Source organism: Kosakonia sacchari SP1, assembly GCF_000300455.3.
Classification (GTDB): Bacteria; Pseudomonadota; Gammaproteobacteria; order Enterobacterales; family Enterobacteriaceae; genus Kosakonia; species Kosakonia sacchari.
This window is the reverse complement of sequence record NZ_CP007215.2, coordinates 4,686,413-4,700,810: the sequence shown is the minus strand read 5'-3', so window position 1 is coordinate 4,700,810 and position 14,398 is coordinate 4,686,413. Positions and strand designations below refer to the sequence as shown.

Below are 14,398 nucleotides of genomic sequence, written 5' to 3'. Positions count from 1 at the left end.
AGGATTTAACATGACGGATAAGACGGCAGCGCCGCTGTATGACCTGCGCGGTCTGAAACTGGTCGGCTGGCGCGATATGCAACACGCGCTGGATTTTCTCTGTGCGGATGGGCAAATCAAACAGGGGACGCTGGTGGCGATCAACGCCGAGAAAATGCTGACGCTGGAAGATGACGCGCAAGTTCGTGCGTTGATTGAGGCGGCGGAATATAAGTACGCCGATGGCATTAGCGTCGTGCGATCGCTGCGCAAGAAATTTCCGCAGGCACAGGTTTCTCGCGTGGCGGGGGCCGATCTCTGGGAACAACTGATGGAGCGGGCAGGAAAAACGGGCACGCCGGTGTTTCTGGTCGGTGGAAAACCCGAAGTGCTGGCGCAAACAGAGCAGAAACTGCGCACGCAATGGCAGGTGAATGTCGTCGGGAGCCAGGATGGTTATTTCAGCCCGGCGCAGCGGCAAGCGCTGTTTGAGCGGATCCGCGATAGCGGGGCGAAAATCGTCACCGTCGCTATGGGCTCGCCAAAACAAGAGATTTTTATGCGTGATTGCCGTGCTGTTTGGCCGGATGCGCTCTATATGGGCGTGGGGGGCACTTACGATGTCTTTACCGGGCATGTGAAACGCGCGCCGGCGCTCTGGCAGAAATTAGGGCTGGAGTGGCTGTATCGCTTATTGTCGCAACCGACGCGGCTGAAACGCCAGTTACGTTTGCTGCGTTATCTGCGCTGGCACTATAGCGGAAAACTCTGACACTCTCCCGGCGGCGTAATACGCTGCCTTTTTCCTTCCAGTTGCTGTTTTATTGTGCATGGCGCCTGTTTTTTTTATACATCGTTTGCCATTTCCCTCATTTTAAGAAACCATTCGCTCACTCATTGCAGTGCCGTGGTGTTTTTTGCGCCAACCATTTCCGGGTCGGTGCAGCATGGCCTGTTATGAGCTGAGGGAAAACTCATAACAATAACCCGCAGAGCGGGCAAAGAAAGAAGCAAACACAACAGAGGATTTATGGCCGAAAACAAACCAGAGCTTCAGCGTGGTCTGGAGTCTCGTCACATCGAATTAATTGCCCTCGGGGGCACCATAGGCGTGGGCCTGTTTATGGGGGCTGCCAGTACGCTGAAATGGGCTGGTCCGTCGGTATTGCTGGCGTATATTATTGCCGGGATTTTCGTCTTTTTTATTATGCGCTCAATGGGCGAGATGCTGTTTCTGGAGCCGGTCGCCGGGTCCTTCGCGGTTTATGCGCATCGCTATATGAGCCCGTTTTTTGGCTATCTCACCGCCTGGTCCTACTGGTTTATGTGGATGGCGGTTGGCATCTCGGAAATCACCGCGATTGGCGTGTATGTCCAGTTCTGGTTCCCGGATCTTGCGCAGTGGATACCCGCGCTGATTGCGGTGGGGCTGGTCGCCCTGGCCAACCTGGCCGCGGTGCGTTTGTATGGTGAAATTGAATTCTGGTTTGCGATGATCAAAGTCACCACCATTATCGTAATGATTGTTGTGGGCCTGGGCGTGATTTTCTTCGGCTTTGGTAATGGCGGTCACTCTATCGGTTTTGGCAACCTGACCGAACATGGCGGTTTCTTTGCCGGCGGCTGGAAAGGCTTTTTAACCGCGCTTTGTATCGTTGTCGCCTCTTATCAGGGTGTCGAGTTGATTGGTATCACCGCAGGTGAAGCGAAAAACCCGCAAGTGACGCTGCGTAGCGCGGTCAGCAAGGTGCTGTGGCGCATTCTGATTTTCTATGTGGGCGCCATTTTTGTCATTGTCACCATCTTCCCGTGGAATGAAATTGGCACCAATGGCAGCCCGTTCGTGCTGACTTTTGCCAAAATCGGTATCACGGCGGCGGCCGGTATCATTAACTTTGTCGTGCTGACGGCGGCGTTGTCCGGTTGTAACAGCGGTATGTATAGCTGTGGACGTATGCTTTACGCGTTGGCGAAGAACCGCCAGTTGCCGGCTGCGGTGGCTAAAGTGTCCAAAAGCGGTGTTCCGGCGATGGGCGTGACCATTTCCATCATTATCCTGCTGGTCGGCTCCTGCCTGAATTACGTGATTCCGAACCCACAACGCGTGTTTGTTTACGTCTACAGCGCCAGCGTATTGCCAGGTATGGTGCCGTGGTTCGTGATTTTGATAAGCCAACTGCGTTTTCGTAAGGCGCACAAAGAAGCGATTGCCAGCCATCCGTTCCGCTCGATGCTGTTCCCGTGGGCAAACTGGTTAACCATGGCATTTCTGATTTGCGTGCTGGTGGGGATGGGCTTCAACGATGACACGCGTATGTCGCTGTTTGTCGGTATTATCTTCCTCGCTGCGGTAACGGTGGCGTATAAGGTATTTGGCTTCCATCGGCATGCTGTTACGCAACGGGTGGGTGAATAAGAGGCAAAATGCGCAAAGCATAACCAAACGCGCATTTTCTTTAAAAAAAGCACTAGACAGCCGCGCCCGAAGTCCGTACTATCCACCCCCGCAACGGCGCTACGCGCCCGTAGCTCAGCTGGATAGAGCGCTGCCCTCCGGAGGCAGAGGTCTCAGGTTCGAATCCTGTCGGGCGCGCCATTTAAACCCGGCGCTTGAGCTGCGGTGGTTCGTGAAATATCACGATACCGCGTGAAAAGATTTACAGTGGTGGCTATAGCTCAGTTGGTAGAGCCCTGGATTGTGATTCCAGTTGTCGTGGGTTCGAGTCCCATTAGCCACCCCATTATTTTGCAGTACAAGTTTCGTGGAATGCGAAGGTGGCGGAATTGGTAGACGCGCTAGCTTCAGGTGTTAGTGTCCTTAGGATGTGGGGGTTCGAGTCCCCCCCTCGCACCACAACTTAGATTGAACGAAAAATTCAAAAAGCAGTAAAACGGCGAGTAGCGCAGCTTGGTAGCGCAACTGGTTTGGGACCAGTGGGTCGGAGGTTCGAATCCTCTCTCGCCGACCAATTTTGAACCCCGCGTAAGCGGGGTTTTTTGTTTTTGTCTTTCCTGCCACTTCTTCTGCATTTCGCGCCTTTCCATCGTCCTTTTTGCCTGTGTTGCTTCTGAGCGACAATATGTACCCGCTGTGTCGCTTAACGGTGACATTTAACTTACTGATTTTAAATAACTAGCATAATTAGCCTGCTATGTGTCGTCAGCTAGCGACACATCGGCCTTTTGGGAAAGATGGCTAAGGCGTGATTGCGGGGTAAGAAACGCTGAATTTGCTGGTATTTTAAAATTTTGCGCTCGGTAACATTAGTTAATGCAATTGTGGCACGGTATGTGCAATAATCTCCGTGTAGATGCTCATTCCATCTCTTATGTTCGCCTTCAGGCCTCATAAACTCAGGAATGATGCAGAGCCGTTTACGGTGCTTATCGTCCACAGACAGATGTCGCTTCGGCCTCATCAAACACCATGGACATAACGTTGAGTGAAGCACCCATTTAGTTGTCAAAGACCTGTTTTAACGCCTGCCCGAGTATTCCGGCAGGCGTTTTTTTATGTCGTAACACTCCATGCTTCGAGTTGCAGGTGCTTTGGCTTTTCTGCAACTCGAGTCAATGTGTATTAGTGAGGCGGGTTATTTTGCAGCGTCAGTAACAAACCGTCACGGCGCATGGTGGCGGCTTCTTCCGGTTGATGCAGGCGATCGAGACAGTCGGCGAGCCAGGCATAATCAAACGCGTCCGCGCGCTGTTTTAACGCGGCACGAAACGCAAGGCAGGCTTCCTGCCATTCACCGTGCTTCATCAACGATTGCCCCAGCGTACTCCACAGCAATGGGCGATCGCCCTGCGTTTTGATTTGCTGGCGCAGGACTTTTTCGATCTGCTCCGGGTTATTGGTTTTCAGGCGAGGAATGACCAGTACCAGGCGATCGTCGTATTGTCGCTTCAGGCCATCAAGCACGATCTCCTGTGCGGTATCGTGATCGTCGCACTCAATTAAGTGCTCGGCCATGGCCACCTGCAACACCACCTGCTGGCGGGTTTTGCGGCTCTGGTTTTTCCACCAGGTTTTCAGCCCCTCGCTGCCTTGATCGGCACGCGCTTGATCCATCATGCCGATCCACGCCTGTTGCTGGAGAAGATCGCGGTGTTCATCGTCGCCAACGTTGGCTTTCGCCATCGACGGAATGATATCTACCAGCGACGTCCACGCGCCGGTGCGAATATAAGCCTGCTCCGCCAGACGCAGCACTTCGGGATGGCGAGGAGTGATTTCCAGTAACTTATCCACGCCATGACGTGCGGCATGATTTTCGTTGCGCGCCAGTTGCAGACGCACCCGGGTGATTTCTACCGGAATCGGATCGTTTTCCGCCAGCTCTGCGGCGCGTTCCAGATGCTGATTCGCGCGGACTTCATCGCCGCGCTGCTGTGCCGCTTCTGCCGCCAGAAGATAGTTAACCACCGGTTGCTCAGCGTGATCGGCATTCTTCGACATCAGCTTTTCAACCTGCTGATAATCGCCTTCCGCCAGTTTCAGCAGCGCCTGCTCAGTCTGTTTACGGGCGCGACGGCGTTTGCGACCGACGAACCAGCCACGCGTATGCGAGCCGGTACGGAAAATGCGGCGCAGCACCCACTCGAGAGCGAAGATAACCACTAACGCCAGCGCCAGAATAATGACCAACCCGGTAACGCTGGTTTCAATGTTGTAGTTGTCGGTCTGGATCAGCACGTACCCCTGGTGCCCGGCAAGCATAGGGCCAAGCACGATCCCGGCGATCAACAGTGCAAAGAGCAATAACACTTTTAACATGGTTACTCTCCTTGCGCTGTAGGGGCTGCAGGCGCGGCAGGTGCAGGTGCAGGTGGCTGTTCAGTAGGAGCGGCTGGCGCTGGCTGGGCCATCAGATTGCGCACGCGTGTCTGCATCAGTTTTTCCAGAATCGGCTGGCTTTGCAGTGATTCCGGCAAATCCATAGCAATGGTTTGCTGACTCAGCTTGTCCACTTCCTCAAGAAACGCTTTGGTCGCGGCGTCATCGGTATCGTAGTAGGCCCGCACCCAGGTGGAGACGTTATCCAGCGCTTGCTTGTAAGTCTCTTCCTGGTGGCGCGGAACGGCCTGCGCGGCAACCAGCAGGCGCGAACGGATGTTCTCACGCAGATAGATATCCTGATTCGGTGCGAGCAGCGGCACGGCTGTTTCATCACGGCGACGAATGGTAATAAAGCTGTCCATAAAGTTCTGCCAGCTTTTTTGCAGGTTTACCCGCCATTCGCTGATCGAGCCGGACATCTCGCTGCTGTCAGCGTCCATCGGGGAGTCGTCATCGTTATTGTCCGCCAGACGCAGGTTATCAATCTGGTTGGAAAGCTGATTTAACTTCAGAATGGCGCCGTCGTAATCCACCTGAGTGATAGTGGAAAGACTGGCGATATCGTCAGTAATCGCGCGGCGGGCGTTGATAAGACTCGGATCGTTCATATCCGCGAGGCTGGCATCGGCGCTTTTCAGCAGTGCCGCCGCGGTGGTGACATCCTGATCGCTCCACAATTTGCGACCGGCCAGTTTCACCAGGAAATCAGCTTGGGCCAGCTGCCAGGTTTTGGCGTCGGAACTGGAAATGGTCGCCACTTTCTGCTGTACGTCATTCAGCTCTTTTGCCAGCACGTCGTTCTGGTGTTTGGCCGCTGCAAGCTCGCTGGATTGCTGCTTGATTACGCCTTCAAGCTCCGCACGCTGCTTATCCTGCGATTGTTGCAGGGCAATAACCTGGTCGGCGAGTTCGCCATTGTTGTTGTTCAGGGTTGCGGTCTGCTGTTTCACCCAGCCATAAAGCCCTGCGCCAGATACCAGTGCAATCGCGATGGCGATCGCGCTGAGTGCAAGGCTGGTCCTGTTAGCGCGTGCGTTTTTCTCTGCTTTCTCCGGCGGCGGCGTTGCGCCGTCAGCCGCTTTGGTCTCTTCAACCTCAGCGGAGGAGTGTTGTTGTTCCGTCATTATGGCTTCCCATTATGAGAGTTATTGTAATGCGCGAAGCAGCGCATCGTTGTCGGCATTGTCAGCGACCTGAATATCCTGCCAGCCCAGATCCCGGGCGAGGTGCGCCAGACGTTCGCTTACCACGACCAGGCGGCAGCGAAGTAACCAGTTCTCCCGATACCAGGGAGGAATAAGTGAATACAGTTGTTGCATCATTTCGCCGCTGGTGACCACAAGCGTGGTCACGCCGCGTGTGTGCCAGCGCATCGCTTCTTCCGCGCCGTCATAATATTTCGCGCTGCGTTGATAGCACTCGCAAAACTCAACGTCGGCACCGCGCGCCGCCAGCGTTTCCGCCAGCACTTCGCGCCCGCCGTTACCTCGTAAGATTAGCGCATGCTTGCCCTGAACACTTTGTAATTCAGGTAATTGTAGCAACACTTCGCTGATTTCCCGATCGAAGGGATAGCGCACGTCAATTCCGCTGACGGTATGCAGTGCCAACGCGGTGGTGCGGCCAATCGCGAAATAGTGCGGTTCGCCCGGAAAGCGCAGACCTTGTTGTTGCAGGTGCGCGTGAGCGAATGAAACGGCATGTTGCGACAGCGTAAACACCATGTCGTCTGCGGTTAAGGCGGCAAGCCGGGCGGGGAGCGAATTCAACTCCCGACCCGGTGTAAATTCGATCAACGGAAAGCTCCAGGCCTCCAGCCCCAGTGTGCGCAGTCGGCTCACTAATTCTTCCCCTGCGGGGGACGGGCGGGTGACCAGAATGCTCATGCGGGGGCGTCTCCGTTATAAATTTCGGCCAGAATGGCGCGTGCGCCATTATCGAGTAACTCTTCCGCCAGTGAGATGCCAAGCTGTTCGGCATCCTCCAGGCGGCCGCGACGTTCGCCGCGTACCATAATGGAACCGTCTGGCGCGCCAACCAGCCCGCGCAGCCAGATCCCGCCATCAATCAGTTCAGCATAGCTGCCAATTGGCACCTGGCAGCCGCCTTCAAGACGGGTATTCATCGCGCGTTCGGCTTTCACGCGAACGGCGGTGTCGTCGTGGTTGAGCGGCGCGAGCAGGGCGCGCGTACGCGTATCATCCAGGCGACACTCAACACCTACTGCGCCCTGACCGACTGCTGGCAGCGAGGTTTCCGGTGGCAGCGCGGTGCGTACACGGGAATTTAATCCAAGGCGGTTAAGACCGGCGACGGCGAGAATAATCGCGTCGTAGTCACCGTTATCCAGCTTGCTAAGGCGCGTACCAACATTCCCGCGCAGGGAGCGGATCACCAGATCCGGGCGATGCTCTGCCAACTGACACTGGCGGCGCAAGCTGGATGTGCCGACAATGCTGCCAGCGGGCAATTCGTCCAGCGAGGTATAGCGATTTGATACAAAAGCATCGCGTGGATCGTCGCGCTCACAAATGGTCACCAGGCCAAGCCCTTGCGGGAAATCGACCGGTACATCCTTCATTGAATGCACAGCGATATCGGCACGGTTTTCAAGCAGTGCCAGTTCGAGTTCTTTGACAAACAGGCCCTTACCGCCCACTTTTGCCAGCGGTGTATCGAGGATCACATCTCCGCGAGTGACCATTGGCACCAGTTCAACTGTAAGCCCAGGGTGGCTCGCCTCAAGGCGTTCCTTAACGTAATGTGCCTGCCAGAGCGCAAGAGGGCTTTGCCGTGTGGCAATTCTTAAAACATTGTCTAACATGCTTGTTACCGTCCTTATCGTCCGTTGACCATCCTAACATTGTTGCATTAGGGTGTCAGTGCTCGCGGTGGATTGCATGGGTGCGAGAAGGCGACACCTCTGCAATGCAGGCGCATCCGGGCTGTAATTCGGACTTTACAGAGAGCGTTTGCTGCTACACTGGTTTGTAGCGCATCTTTCTTTACGGTCAATGAGCAAGGTGTTAAATTGATCACGTTTTAGACCATTTTTTCGTCGCTCCCCCTATAAAGATAAGGGCGAAAAAAGGTGACGGCTATTTTGGATTTTCTGTAAACATCAGGCGATATGTCTTGTACCTCTATATTGAGACTCTGAAACAGAGACTGGATGCCATCAATCAATTGCGTGTGGATCGCGCGCTTGCTGCCATGGGGCCTGCTTTCCAGCAGGTTTACAGTCTGCTGCCAACATTGTTGCATTACCACCATCCGCTGATGCCGGGCTACCTTGAAGGTAACGTTCCCCAGGGCATTTGCTTTTACACGCCTGATGAAAACCAACTTCACTACCTGAACGAACTTGAACTGCACCGTGGCATGCCGTCGCAGGCTTCGCCAAAAGGCGAATTGCCGATCACCGGCGTCTATTCTATGGGCAGTACCTCATCGGTTGGGCAAAGCTGTTCCTCGGATCTCGATATCTGGGTTTGCCATCAATCCTGGCTTGATAATGAAGAGCGCCAACTGTTGCAGCGTAAGTGCAGCCTGCTGGAAAGCTGGGCGGCCTCGCTCGGCGTTGAAGTAAGCTTCTTCCTGATTGATGAAAACCGTTTCCGCCACAATGAAAGCGGCAGTCTCGGTGGCGAAGACTGCGGTTCTACGCAGCATATCTTGTTGCTAGACGAATTTTACCGTACCGCCGTGCGCCTGGCCGGTAAACGTATTCTGTGGAATATGGTGCCGGGAGATGAAGAAGAGCATTACGACGACTACGTCATGACGCTCTATGCGCAGGGCGTGTTAACGCCGAACGAATGGCTCGATCTGGGTGGCCTGAGCTCGCTTTCGGCGGAAGAGTACTTCGGTGCCAGCCTGTGGCAGCTCTATAAAAGTATTGATTCACCGTACAAAGCGGTGTTGAAAACGCTGCTGCTGGAAGCCTACTCCTGGGAATACCCCAACACGCGTCTGTTGGCGAAAGATATTAAACAGCGTTTGCACGATGGCGAGATTGTCTCGTTTGGTCTCGATCACTACTGCATGATGCTGGAGCGCGTGACGGAATACCTGATCGCGATTGAAGACACCGCGCGTCTCGATCTCGCCCGTCGATGTTTCTATTTAAAAGTCTGCGAAAAACTGAGCCGCGAGCGCGCCTGCGTTGGCTGGCGTCGTGAAGTGATTTCGCAACTGGTGAAAGAGTGGGGCTGGGATGACGTGCGTGTAACGATGCTGGATAACCGCGCGAACTGGAAAATCGATCAGGTTCGCGAAGCGCACAATGAACTGCTCGACGCGATGATGCAGAGTTACCGCAACCTGATTCGCTTTGCGCGTCGCAACAATTTGAGCGTTTCCGCCAGCCCGCAGGATATTGGCGTATTAACCCGTAAGCTGTACGCGGCGTTTGAAGCGCTGCCGGGTAAAGTAACGCTGGTGAACCCGCAAATTTCACCCGATCTCTCCGAACCGAATTTAACCTTTATCCATGTGCCGCCGGGCCGCGCTAACCGTACGGGTTGGTATCTTTACAACCGCGCGCCAAATATGGATTCGATCGTTAGCCATCAGCCGCTGGAATATAACCGCTACCTTAATAAACTGGTCGCCTGGGCGTGGTTTAACGGTCTGCTGACTTCGCGTACTCATTTATTTATTAAAGGCAACGGTATTGTTGATTTGCCGAAGTTGCAGGAGATGGTGGCGGATGTTTCCCATCACTTCCCGCTTCGGCTGCCCGCCCCGACGCCAAAAGCGCTCTACAGCCCTTGCGAAATCCGTCACCTGGCGATCATCGTTAACCTGGAATACGACCCAACGGCGGCGTTCCGTAACCAGGTTGTACATTTTGATTTCCGCAAACTTGATGTGTTCAGCTTTGGTGAGCAGCAAAACTGCCTCGTTGGCAGCGTCGATTTGCTCTATCGCAACTCGTGGAATGAAGTGCGAACCCTGCATTTCAACGGCGAGCAGGCGATGACCGAAGCGCTGAAAACCATTCTGGGGAAAATGCACCAGGATGCCGCGCCGCCGGATAGCGTCGAAGTGTTCTGCTACAGCCAGCATTTACGTGGTCTTATTCGTACGCGTGTGCAGCAACTGGTGTCGGAGTGTATTGAGCTGCGCCTTTCCAGCACGCGGCAGGAAACCGGGCGTTTCAAAGCGTTGCGTGTTGCCGGACAAACCTGGGGGCTGTTCTTTGAACGTCTCAATGTCTCCGTGCAGAAGCTGGAAAACGCGATTGAGTTTTACGGCGCGATTTCTCACAACAAGCTGCATGGCCTTTCGGTGCAGGTGGAAACCAATCACGTTGAGTTACCTGCGGTGGTAGATGGTTTTGCCAGTGAAGGGATTATTCAATTCTTCTTTGAAGAGACTGGCGAAGAGGGCTTTAACATCTATATCTTAGATGAGAGCAACCGCGCGGAAGTCTATCACCACTGCGAAGGCAGCAAAGAAGAGCTGGTGCGCGATGTCAGCCGTTTCTATTCTTCATCTCACGATCGCTTTACGTACGGTTCGAGCTTTATCAACTTTAACTTGCCGCAGTTCTACCAGATTGTGAACGTTGAAGGGCGCGCGCAGGTGATTCCGTTCCGTAATCAGGCAATTAGCACCGCGACGCCGGCAAATCAGGATAACGACGCGCCGTTGCTGCAGCAGTACTTCTCTTAAGCGATTTGCCCGGCGTTTCACCGGGCAATGAATGTCAGCGGAAGCTGACGGTTTCTCCCGCCTGTTGGCTTGCCGCCTGTTCCAGCAGATCCCAGAATGTTTCACCGCTGCGGTCGCACACCCATTCGTCACCTTTCAGATCAAAATGGTAGCCACCCTGTTTGGTTGCCAGCCAGACCTGGTGTAGCGGTTCCTGACGGTTAATAATGATTTTGCTTCCGTTTTCAAAGCTGATGGTCAGCACACCGCCATTGATCTCGCAGTCGATATCACTGTCGCCGTCCCAGTCATCCAGGCGTTCTTCGATGGTCAGCCACAGGCCGTCTGCGAGGCGATGAAATTCACTGTCGTTCATTCTCTTATCCCGTTTTTTATGATGGCAGCAGTATAACGCGAAACATTTCCCGATGCCCTAAACGCGCAAACTCTTGCTTTTGTGTCTTCTCCTGCGATGATAGAAAGCAGAAAGAACGAACTTACAGGCAACTTATAATGAAAGATGTGTTTCGCACGCTGGCCGTACTGCTGACTCTGTTTAGCCTGACGGGCTGTGGTCTGAAAGGTCCACTCTACTTCCCGCCCGCCGATAAAAACGCGCCGCCGCCAACCAAAACGCAAACCAGCACGATTCAGCCGACCACGCCGGATAAAAACGATCGTGGTGATGACGGCTCGCCGACGCAGGTGAATTACTGACGTTACCGTTCTGTATCCGCGCAAATGGAGTAGATGATGCAGTTCTCAAAAATGCATGGCCTTGGCAACGATTTTATGGTCGTCGACGCGGTAACGCAGAATGTCTTTTTTTCCCCGGAGCTGATCCGTCGTCTGGCGGATCGCCATCTTGGCGTAGGGTTCGACCAGTTGCTGGTGGTTGAGCCTCCTTACGATCCTGAACTTGATTTTCACTATCGAATTTTTAATGCCGATGGCAGCGAAGTGTCGCAGTGCGGCAATGGCGCGCGCTGCTTCGCCCGTTTTGTTCGCCTGAAAGGATTGACCAATAAACGTGATATCCGCGTCAGTACGGCGAATGGTCGTATGGTATTGAGCGTAACGGAAGATGAGTTAGTGCGCGTGAATATGGGCGAGCCGAACTTCGAACCGTCGCAGGTGCCGTTCCGCGCGAACAAAGCGGAAAAGACCTATATTATGCGCGCGGCAGAGCAAACAGTATTGTGCGGCGTTGTCTCGATGGGCAACCCGCACTGCGTGATTCAGGTGGACGACGTCAACACCGCCCCCGTCGAAACGCTGGGGCCGGTTCTGGAAAGCCACGAACGTTTTCCTGAACGCGCGAACATCGGCTTTATGCAAGTCGTTAAACCGGACAACATTCGCCTGCGCGTTTATGAGCGCGGCGCCGGGGAAACCCAGGCCTGCGGCAGCGGTGCTTGCGCGGCTGTCGCTGTTGGCATCTCGCAGGGTTTGTTGGCGGAAAATGTTCGCGTGGAGTTACCAGGCGGTCGACTTGATATCGCATGGAAAGGCCCGGGCCAACCACTGTATATGACTGGCCCGGCGGCACATGTCTACGACGGGTTTATTCAGTTATGAAGCAGCCAGGGGAAGAACTACAGGACACCTTTACACAGCTGGATGACAGCGATGTTGTTGATTATCTGCTGCGTAACCCTGATTTCTTTATCCGCAATGCACGGCTGGTGGAACAGATGCGCGTGCCGCATGCGGTGCGCGACACCGTTTCACTGGTGGAATGGCACATGGCGCGTTCGCGCAATCACATCAATGCGCTGGAAGAGAACATGACGCTGTTGATGGAGCAGGCCAGCGCTAACGAAGGCCTGTTCTATCGGCTGCTGCGTTTACAGGGGCGGCTGGCGTCTGCGCCGAGCCTCGATGAATTGCTCAACCGTTTTCATCGCTGGGCGCGTGATTTAGGGCTGGCGGGCGCCACTATCCGCCTGTTTCCCGATCGCTGGCGTCTTGGCGCGCCGTCGAAGTTTACCCATCTTGCGCTCTCAAGACAGGCGTTTGAACCGCTGCGTATTCAGCGTCTTGGCCAGCAGCATCACTATCTTGGGCCGCTCAACGGGCCGGAGTTGCTGTTGCTGTTGCCGGATGCGAAAGCGATTGGTTCTGTCGCGATGTCGCTGATGGGGCAAGATGGCACGCTGGGCGTTGTGTTGTTCAGCAGCCGCGATGTTCATCATTATCAACAGGGGCAAGGCACCCAGTTGCTGGAAGAGATCGCGCAGATGTTGCCGGATCTGCTGGAGCGCTGGATTGAGCGCGCATGACCGATTCTCCGCTGTTTTCATTCGTCACCCGTTTTCTGCGCTACCTTAGCGTTGAACGCCAGCTCAGCCCCATCACGCTTTTAAATTATCAGCGTCAGCTTGATGCCATTATTGCTTTGACCGAAGAAACGGGTCTGAAAAGCTGGCAACAATGTGATGCTGCGATGGTGCGTACCATTGCCGTGCGCAGCCGACGCAAAGGGCTGGGTGCCGCGAGCCTGGCGCTACGGCTCTCGGCGCTGCGCAGTTTCTTTGACTGGATGGTCAGCCAGGGCGAGTTGTCCGCTAACCCGGCAAAAGGCATTTCCGCGCCAAAAGCGCCGCGCCATCTGCCCAAAAATATTGATGTTGATGATATTAACCGACTGCTGGATATCGATGTTAACGATCCGCTCGCCGTGCGCGATCGCGCGATGCTTGAAGTGATGTATGGCGCGGGTCTGCGTTTGTCTGAACTGGTGAATCTGGATATTAAGCATCTGGATCTGGAAAGCGGCGAAGTGTGGGTGCTGGGCAAAGGCAGTAAAGAACGCCGTTTGCCGATTGGCCGCAACGCGGTCGTCTGGATTGAGCACTGGCTTGATTTACGCGGTTTGTTTGGCGCACAAGACGATGCGCTGTTTCTGTCGAAGCTCGGCAAACGCATCTCAGCGCGCAATGTACAAAAGCGCTTCGCTGAATGGGGCATTAAGCAAGGGTTGAACAGCCACGTGCATCCCCATAAGCTGCGCCACTCTTTCGCCACCCATATGCTCGAATCGAGCGGCGATCTGCGCGGCGTACAGGAGCTGCTCGGTCACGCTAATCTGTCCACCACTCAGATATATACTCATCTTGATTTTCAACACCTTGCTTCGGTATACGATGCGGCGCACCCGCGCGCCAAACGGGGGAAATAATGCGTTTTTACCGCCCATTAGGTCAGATCTCTGCGATCACCTTTGACCTGGACGACACTCTTTACGACAACCGGTTGGTTATCCAGCGCACTGAACAGGAAGCGCTGGCGTTTGTGCAGCGTTATCACCCAGCGTTAAGCAACCTGGAAAACAGAGAATTCCACCGCCTGCGCCAGTCGCTGCGGGAAACCGAACCGGATATTTACCACGATGTCACCGAGTGGCGCCGGCGTGCCGTTGAACGCGCGATGCTGGATGCCGGCCTGACCGCGGAAGAAGCGGCGGCCGGTGCAAATGCCTCGATGGTCAATTTTGCCAAATGGCGCAGCCGCATTGATGTGCCGGAGGAAACCCACGACACACTGACGAAGCTCGCCAAAAAGTGGCCGTTGGTGGCGATCACCAACGGTAACGCGCAGCCGGAGTTGTTCGGTCTGGGCGACTACTTTGAATTCGTGTTGCGTGCCGGGCCGCACGGTCGTTCAAAACCGTTTAGCGATATGTATCACCTGGCAGCTGAGCGTCTCGGCGTGGCGATTGGCGATATCCTGCATGTCGGCGATGATTTAACCACCGACGTCGCCGGGGCGGTGCGCTGCGGTATGCAGGCCTGTTGGATTAAGCCGGAAGGCGCCGATCTGCTGCAAGCCAGCGACAGCCGGTTACTGCCGCATGTGGAAATTTCGCGGTTGGCATCCCTCACTACGCTGATATAATCACCAGCTGTTCTGTATAAATTC

13 protein-coding genes and 4 tRNA genes are annotated in these 14,398 nt (G+C 54.7%); 12 read left to right on the top strand and 5 right to left on the bottom strand.

The features are described from left to right. Positions 1-10: 10 nt before the first annotated feature. The 6 genes from wecG (at position 11) to C813_RS45165 (ending at position 2,948) form a co-directional block, all read left to right on the top strand. Positions 11-751, top strand: coding sequence for a lipopolysaccharide N-acetylmannosaminouronosyltransferase (gene wecG, locus C813_RS45190; RefSeq protein WP_017459723.1), 741 nt, complete (start codon positions 11-13; stop codon positions 749-751). A 258-nt stretch (positions 752-1,009) separates the two neighbouring features. Then, on the top strand, positions 1,010-2,395 hold the full coding sequence (gene thrP / locus C813_RS45185; RefSeq protein WP_017459724.1) for a bifunctional threonine/serine APC transporter ThrP: 1,386 nt from the start codon (positions 1,010-1,012) through the stop codon (positions 2,393-2,395). Between the two features lie 103 nt (positions 2,396-2,498). Continuing rightward, positions 2,499-2,575 (top strand) — tRNA-Arg (locus C813_RS45180). Between the two features lie 69 nt (positions 2,576-2,644). Further along, positions 2,645-2,720: transfer RNA gene (locus C813_RS45175), tRNA-His, on the top strand. A gap of 28 nt (positions 2,721-2,748) precedes the next feature. Continuing rightward, a tRNA-Leu gene (locus tag C813_RS45170) sits at positions 2,749-2,833 on the top strand. Between the two features lie 38 nt (positions 2,834-2,871). Beyond that, positions 2,872-2,948, top strand: a tRNA-Pro gene (locus C813_RS45165). Positions 2,949-3,559: 611 nt separating this feature from the next. Here the strand turns inward: C813_RS45165 and hemY are convergent. Genes hemY through hemC form a run of 4 tightly spaced genes read right to left on the bottom strand, consistent with a single transcriptional unit; the run spans position 3,560 to position 7,643 of the window. Beyond that, complete coding sequence (hemY, locus tag C813_RS45160) at positions 3,560-4,756, bottom strand: protoheme IX biogenesis protein HemY (protein ID WP_017459725.1); 1,197 nt, start codon at positions 4,754-4,756, stop codon at positions 3,560-3,562. Positions 4,757-4,758: 2 nt separating this feature from the next. Continuing rightward, entirely contained in the window at positions 4,759-5,943 is a 1,185-nt protein-coding gene (hemX, locus tag C813_RS45155) for a uroporphyrinogen-III C-methyltransferase (protein ID WP_017459726.1), read from the bottom strand. Positions 5,944-5,964: 21 nt separating this feature from the next. Next, positions 5,965-6,705, bottom strand: coding sequence for a uroporphyrinogen-III synthase (gene hemD / locus C813_RS45150; RefSeq protein ID WP_017459727.1), 741 nt, complete (start codon positions 6,703-6,705; stop codon positions 5,965-5,967). Continuing rightward, complete coding sequence (gene hemC / locus C813_RS45145; RefSeq protein ID WP_017459728.1) at positions 6,702-7,643, bottom strand: hydroxymethylbilane synthase; 942 nt, start codon at positions 7,641-7,643, stop codon at positions 6,702-6,704. Before hemC ends, hemD begins: the two co-directional genes overlap by 4 nt. Positions 7,644-7,954: 311 nt before the next feature. Here hemC and cyaA point away from each other — a divergent pair, with 311 nt between their 5' ends. Further along, positions 7,955-10,498: a class I adenylate cyclase gene (cyaA, locus tag C813_RS45140; protein ID WP_017459729.1), complete on the top strand. Its 2,544-nt coding sequence runs from the start codon at positions 7,955-7,957 to the stop codon at positions 10,496-10,498. A 34-nt stretch (positions 10,499-10,532) separates the two neighbouring features. Here cyaA and cyaY read toward each other — a convergent pair whose 3' ends face one another. Further along, positions 10,533-10,853, bottom strand: a complete 321-nt coding sequence (gene cyaY / locus C813_RS45135) for an iron donor protein CyaY (RefSeq protein ID WP_017459730.1) — start codon at positions 10,851-10,853, stop codon at positions 10,533-10,535. 137 nt (positions 10,854-10,990) lie between these two features. Here cyaY and lptM point away from each other — a divergent pair, with 137 nt between their 5' ends. Genes lptM through yigB form a run of 5 tightly spaced genes read left to right on the top strand, consistent with a single transcriptional unit; the run spans position 10,991 to position 14,374 of the window. After that, positions 10,991-11,194 (top strand): LPS translocon maturation chaperone LptM, encoded by a 204-nt coding sequence (gene lptM, locus C813_RS45130; protein WP_017459731.1) that lies wholly within the window; start codon positions 10,991-10,993, stop codon positions 11,192-11,194. Between the two features lie 36 nt (positions 11,195-11,230). Then, positions 11,231-12,055: a diaminopimelate epimerase gene (gene dapF / locus C813_RS45125; protein WP_017459732.1), complete on the top strand. Its 825-nt coding sequence runs from the start codon at positions 11,231-11,233 to the stop codon at positions 12,053-12,055. Beyond that, positions 12,052-12,759 (top strand): DUF484 domain-containing protein, encoded by a 708-nt coding sequence (locus tag C813_RS45120; protein ID WP_017459733.1) that lies wholly within the window; start codon positions 12,052-12,054, stop codon positions 12,757-12,759. The genes dapF and C813_RS45120 overlap by 4 nt, the downstream gene beginning before the upstream one ends. After that, positions 12,756-13,658, top strand: a complete 903-nt coding sequence (gene xerC, locus C813_RS45115; protein WP_017459734.1) for a tyrosine recombinase XerC — start codon at positions 12,756-12,758, stop codon at positions 13,656-13,658. The genes C813_RS45120 and xerC overlap by 4 nt, the downstream gene beginning before the upstream one ends. Then, positions 13,658-14,374: a 5-amino-6-(5-phospho-D-ribitylamino)uracil phosphatase YigB gene (yigB, locus tag C813_RS45110; protein ID WP_017459735.1), complete on the top strand. Its 717-nt coding sequence runs from the start codon at positions 13,658-13,660 to the stop codon at positions 14,372-14,374. Before xerC ends, yigB begins: the two co-directional genes overlap by 1 nt. Positions 14,375-14,398: the final 24 nt, after the last annotated feature.

Bases quoted from the DNA above. Each gene is read 5' to 3' on its own strand.
- wecG (WP_017459723.1), top strand. From the start codon at position 11: ATGACGGATAAGACGGCAGCGCCGCTGTATGACCTGCGCGGTCTGAAA.
- hemY (WP_017459725.1), bottom strand. From the start codon at position 4,756: ATGTTAAAAGTGTTATTGCTCTTTGCACTGTTGATCGCCGGGATCGTG.
- C813_RS45120 (WP_017459733.1), top strand. From the start codon at position 12,052: ATGAAGCAGCCAGGGGAAGAACTACAGGACACCTTTACACAGCTGGAT.
- xerC (WP_017459734.1), top strand. From the start codon at position 12,756: ATGACCGATTCTCCGCTGTTTTCATTCGTCACCCGTTTTCTGCGCTAC.
- lptM (WP_017459731.1), top strand. From the start codon at position 10,991: ATGAAAGATGTGTTTCGCACGCTGGCCGTACTGCTGACTCTGTTTAGC.
- hemC (WP_017459728.1), bottom strand. From the start codon at position 7,643: ATGTTAGACAATGTTTTAAGAATTGCCACACGGCAAAGCCCTCTTGCG.
- yigB (WP_017459735.1), top strand. From the start codon at position 13,658: ATGCGTTTTTACCGCCCATTAGGTCAGATCTCTGCGATCACCTTTGAC.
- thrP (WP_017459724.1), top strand. From the start codon at position 1,010: ATGGCCGAAAACAAACCAGAGCTTCAGCGTGGTCTGGAGTCTCGTCAC.
- hemX (WP_017459726.1), bottom strand. From the start codon at position 5,943: ATGACGGAACAACAACACTCCTCCGCTGAGGTTGAAGAGACCAAAGCG.
- cyaY (WP_017459730.1), bottom strand. From the start codon at position 10,853: ATGAACGACAGTGAATTTCATCGCCTCGCAGACGGCCTGTGGCTGACC.
- dapF (WP_017459732.1), top strand. From the start codon at position 11,231: ATGCAGTTCTCAAAAATGCATGGCCTTGGCAACGATTTTATGGTCGTC.
- hemD (WP_017459727.1), bottom strand. From the start codon at position 6,705: ATGAGCATTCTGGTCACCCGCCCGTCCCCCGCAGGGGAAGAATTAGTG.